A 4387-nucleotide genomic window follows, 5' to 3' on the forward strand; every position below is an offset into this window, starting at 1 on the left:
TGATGGCCTGCTGCATCTTCTGCTCGGCCGTGGCGAGATCGGTGCCGTAGGCGAACGACGCCTGCACGATCGACGAGTTCGTCGTGCTCGTCGCACTCGTGCCGTCGAGGCCGGCGACGCCCTGGATGGCGGTCTCGATCGGGGTCGACACGTCGTTCTCGACCACCTCGGGCGAGGCGCCCGGGTACGTCGTCATGACGAGCAGCTGCGGAAGCTCGATCGCCGGGATCAGCTCCTGCTTGAGCGTCGTGAGCGAGAGGCCGCCGAAGATGGCGGCGCAGATCGTGATCAGCGCGATCAGGGCGCGGTTCTTCAGACTGAGGACGGCGAGTCTCGACACGGGGATCTCTCGTTGGGGGGACGTGGGCCGGCGCCACCGACGGCGAGAAGCGCCGATACGGTGCTGTATCCACGCTCATTCTGGCACGAGGCCGCTGCGCGGCTCGCGCGGCCTGTCTATGGCTCTGCCGTGAATGCGGCGCCGAGTGCCGCGCCCGCCAGCGCGGCCGCGACCGTGAGCGCCAGCGTGCCGAGGGCGTTGCCCCACGCCGCCCGTCTTCGCCCCGCGCGTGCGAGCAGCGCGCTGTCGACCGCGACCGTGCTGAAGGTCGTGTAGCCGCCCAGGAGTCCGGTGCCGAGCAGCGCCACCAGGGCCTGATCCAGCGAGAGCCCCGTGACGAGGCCCAGCGCGAACGAGCCCGTGATGTTGACGAGGAGGATCGGCCAGGGGAACCGCTTGGGGAGCCGCCGCGAAAGCAGCACGTCGGCGAGCCATCGCAGCCCGGCCCCCACACCTCCCGCGAGCGCGACGCCCGCGAACAGCAGCGGCGTCATGGGGCGCCCTCTCGTCCGGCCCGGCGGGAGAGAGCCTCGCCGGCCCAGAGACCGGCGAGCGCCGCGCCTCCCGCGACGAGCAACGCCACCCCCGCCACCAGCACCGCGGTGACCGGGGACTCCGCGGGGCCGACGTCCGTCAACAGCACGGCGAAGCCGCTGTAGGTCGTGAACCCCCCGAGCACGCCCGTGCCCAGGAACGCGCGCCGTGCGGGGCTGCGGTCGCCGATGCGACCGACGACGACGCCCAGCCCGCCGGAACCCAGAGCGTTGATCGCGACCGTGGCCACCAATGCGTCGAGGCTCGCCTCGCCGCCGAAGGGCAGCAGCATCGCCTGGCGCAGCGCGACCCCCACGACGCCGCCCGTCACGACGAGTGGCAGCAGCCTCCATGGGATCACGCGATCAGCCTAGGCGGGGCCGACCGCGATGCCGGGCGGCAGCCGCTCTCATGATCCGCATAGCCTCTGGCCGTACGTTCGGGCTCACAGAGGGAGTACTTCCACGCGGTGGACCCGTCAGTACGGACTCGTCATCGAGTCCCGGGTCGCCGGCTTCCAACACCGAAGCGAAGGAGACTTTGGCAGACGTCGGCCGCCGACCCTTCCGAGAGGACCTCATGAGCAAGCTCGACCGCTTCATCTCGCTCGCCAAGAAGACGATGGATTCCGGCGCGTCCTCCTCGCCCCAGCGCGGGCAGTCCGCGCAGGGAGACTGGATGACGAAGGCTCGGGGTGCGGTGGAGTCGCTGCTCGGAGACGCGCAGCCCTCGGGCGGCGGGCGAGCCCCCGCCGCGCCGTCGGCCGACCGCCTCGGCGCGTCGGGCGACCGCACGGCGGGGCGCGCGTCCTCCACGTCGCTGCGGCCGCCTGCTGCGGCCGGATCGGCGGCGCACTCGGGCCGCGGCGGGCGCGCGGCGTCCGGATCCGCCCAGGACCGCGCCGCCATCGCTCGCTACGACTACCTGCTGCAGACGGCGCGGCCCGAGCAGATCGAGCAGGTGCACCGTGAGGCGTTCGCCCGGCTCACCCCCGAACAGCGCGCGCAGGTGGCGCAGCGCATGCGATCGGAGCTGCCGCCGCACGAGCGCCCGCGGTCGTCCGACGCCCCGGAGCTCGCGCGCACGGCCGCCCGCGCGGAGGCCATGCAGCCCGGCCGACTCAGGGGCATCCTGGCTCGCAGCGGCGGGATCGCGGGCGGCGTCGCCGTGGGCGGCCTGCTCGCGACCGTGGCGGGCGGCGCGATCGTGACCGGTGTCGGCGCCTCGCTGATCGGCGAGGCGCTGAGTACGGGTGTCGACTTCGACGCCATGGCGGAGAACCTCGACGTGGCGTCGATCGCGGAGAACGCGGACGGCTTCGTCTCCGGAGCCGGTGACTACGTGCAGGGCGTCGGCGACCAGGTCTCCGAGGCCGGCGGGGCACTCGGAGACCTGGGGTCGGGCTTCAGCCTCCCCGGCCTCGACGACCTGTTCGGGCGCTGATACCGCGGCGTCCGCTCCGCCCGCCGCGCTCGCGCCGGCCCTTCGGCGGTGGTCCGGGCTCCTGCGGCGCCCCTCAGAGGCTTCGCTCGGCGTGGATGCGCAGCGCGTCGCGCACGAACGCCGCACCGTCGACGCCGCCGTAGTTCCGGGCGAACCGCTCGTCCGCCACGTACATGTCGGCGAGCCCCTGCACGTAGCCCTTGACGTCGCCGCGGTCGCCGGCGGGCGTGCCGGGGATGCCGCGCAGCCACCCGACATGACGGCGAGCCAGCTCCTGCGCCCGCTCGGACGCGGGATCCACGCCTTCCGCTGCCGCGGCCGCCCAGTCGTGGGCCAGCGCGGCGGCCCGCTCCTGCCAGCCACGCCGATCGTCGTCGCTCATGCCGCGCCACCAGGCGTCGCCGCGCGCGTACGCATCGGCTCCCCAGCGCTGCTCGACCTCCTGCTTGTACGGCGTGTGATCGAAGCCGTCGAACATCTTCTCGGCCATCAGTTCCTCCTGTTCTTCGAGTCCGCGGATGGTGCCCGTCACGGCGGCGATCTGCCGCCCGATCCTCTCCCGCTCGCCGCGCAGCCACTCCAGGTGCGCCTCGAGCGCGCGGCGCTCGTCGGTCTCGCGCGCGAGCACCGCCGATATCTGCGTGAGTCCGAGTCCCAGGTCGCGCAGCAGCAGGATGCGCTGCAGCCGCACGAGCGCCCGCTCGTCGTAGTAGCGATAGCCGTTCGCGCCGGTGCGCGACGGCGGCAGCAGCCCGATGTCGCCGTAGTGCCGCAGCGCGCGACTTGTGGTGCCCGCGAGCTTCGCGATCTGCTGGATCGACCAGTCCATCCGTGAGTCCTTTCGTGCGTTCACGACGCTAGAGGTTGACGCGGCGTCAAGGTCAAGCGGATCCCGCAGAAATCTCCCCTCGGGACCCGTGGACATTCGAGATATATCGTGTTCTACTCGTTCCATCGAGATATATCTCGAGTTCACCGAAGGGATCGCAACAGTGGAGAAATGGATCGTCCAGCCCGGCCAGACCCGGGTGATCGACGTCGAGGGCGTCCGCCGCCTGAAGGTGGGCCTCGCCGGCGGGCAGATCGACATCATCGGACACGACGAGCCCGGGACGCGGGTCGAGGTGCACGGCGTCACGGTCAAGGATCTGCGGATCGAGATCACGGGCGACGAGCTCGAGATCGACCACCCGCAGCTGCGGTGGGACAACTTCCTCGAGGTGTTCCGCAACTTCGGCTCGAGCGGGCCCCGCGCCGAGATCAGCGTGGCGGTGCCGCGCAGCGTCGCCCTGACGCTGGGCGTCGTCAACGCCGGCGCGCTCGTCGCCGGCCTCGCGGCCGAGGCGCGCGTCAACACGGTCTCGGGCGACGTGCTCGTCGACGGCCTCTCGGGCGACCTCACGGCCAACGCCGTCTCGGGCGACGTGCAGGCCCGCGGGCTCGAGGGCGCCTTCTCGGCCAACACCGTCTCCGGCGACGTCACCGTCACGGGCCGCATCCGGCGCGCGTCGGTCGACTCCGTCTCCGGTGCGACGATGATCGACGCCGAGGGCCCGGTCGACCAGGTCGGGGTGAACACGGTCAGCGGAGCGGTCACGGTCCGCCTGGACGAGGGGCTCCCCGCCAACTACGTCGCGCGCACGGCGGGCGGCAAGATCGTGCTCGACGGGGTCGCGCGCTCCTCGGGCGGACCGAGCAACGTCAGCACCTCGGTCGGCGAGCTGTCGGGATCGTTCGTCGACGTGCGCGCGAACACCGTCTCGGGCGATGTCACCGTGCTGCGCCGGCGCGTCTCCGCACCCGCCGAGCCGTCGACCTCCGCGGAGGAGGCGCTCTGATGCCCCCCGTCTTCTCCCACGGCGATCTGCGCCTGTACCTGCTGAGCCTGCTGGCCGAGGCCCCGCGCCATGGCTACGACATCATGCAGTCGCTTGCAGAGCGCACGGGCGGCACCTACACGCCCAGTGCGGGCACGATCTACCCGCGCCTGGCCAAGCTCGAAGAGGAGGGCCTCGTGACCAAGACCTCCGACGGCCGAAAGACCGTCTACGAGATCACGGACGCGGGGCG

7 protein-coding genes are annotated in these 4387 nt (G+C 72.1%); 3 read left to right on the forward strand and 4 right to left on the reverse strand.

All coding sequences use genetic code 11. The features are described from left to right. The 3 genes from RIF89_RS11305 to RIF89_RS11315 form a co-directional block, all read right to left on the reverse strand. On the reverse strand, positions 1-340 hold a 340-nt coding region (locus tag RIF89_RS11305), incomplete at its 3' end, for an efflux RND transporter permease subunit (RefSeq protein ID WP_309069211.1). 116 nt (positions 341-456) lie between these two features. Beyond that, positions 457-834 carry a CrcB family protein gene (locus tag RIF89_RS11310; RefSeq protein ID WP_309069212.1) on the reverse strand — a complete coding sequence of 126 codons (378 nt, stop codon included), beginning with the start codon at positions 832-834 and terminating at the stop codon, positions 457-459. After that, on the reverse strand, positions 831-1235 hold the full coding sequence (locus tag RIF89_RS11315; protein WP_309069213.1) for a CrcB family protein: 405 nt from the start codon (positions 1233-1235) through the stop codon (positions 831-833). Before RIF89_RS11315 ends, RIF89_RS11310 begins: the two co-directional genes overlap by 4 nt. A 218-nt stretch (positions 1236-1453) precedes the next feature. Between RIF89_RS11315 and RIF89_RS11320 the strand changes: the two genes are divergently transcribed. Then, the gene (locus RIF89_RS11320; protein ID WP_309069214.1) at positions 1454-2317 is read left to right on the forward strand and encodes a cation-transporting ATPase; all 864 of its coding nucleotides are present in this window, start codon (positions 1454-1456) and stop codon (positions 2315-2317) included. A 73-nt stretch (positions 2318-2390) separates the two neighbouring features. Here the strand turns inward: RIF89_RS11320 and RIF89_RS11325 are convergent, their stop codons facing one another. Beyond that, positions 2391-3146, reverse strand: coding sequence for a MerR family transcriptional regulator (locus tag RIF89_RS11325; protein ID WP_309069215.1), 756 nt, complete (start codon positions 3144-3146; stop codon positions 2391-2393). Positions 3147-3309: 163 nt separating this feature from the next. Here RIF89_RS11325 and RIF89_RS11330 point away from each other — a divergent pair, with 163 nt between their 5' ends. Next, positions 3310-4155 (forward strand): DUF4097 family beta strand repeat-containing protein, encoded by an 846-nt coding sequence (locus tag RIF89_RS11330; RefSeq protein WP_309069216.1) that lies wholly within the window; start codon positions 3310-3312, stop codon positions 4153-4155. Further along, positions 4155-4387: PadR family transcriptional regulator (locus tag RIF89_RS11335; RefSeq protein ID WP_309069217.1), on the forward strand; the 233-nt coding region annotated here is incomplete at its 3' end. The genes RIF89_RS11330 and RIF89_RS11335, both read left to right, overlap by 1 nt.

The sequence above is a fragment of the Microbacterium sp. genome (assembly GCF_031178525.1).
Lineage (GTDB): Bacteria > Actinomycetota > Actinomycetes > Actinomycetales > Microbacteriaceae > Microbacterium.

Coding starts and splice junctions, on each gene's coding strand:
- RIF89_RS11325 (WP_309069215.1), bottom strand. CDS start 3,146: ATGGACTGGTCGATCCAGCAGATCGCGAAGCTCGCGGGCACCACAAGT.
- RIF89_RS11320 (WP_309069214.1), top strand. CDS start 1,454: ATGAGCAAGCTCGACCGCTTCATCTCGCTCGCCAAGAAGACGATGGAT.
- RIF89_RS11310 (WP_309069212.1), bottom strand. CDS start 834: ATGACGCCGCTGCTGTTCGCGGGCGTCGCGCTCGCGGGAGGTGTGGGG.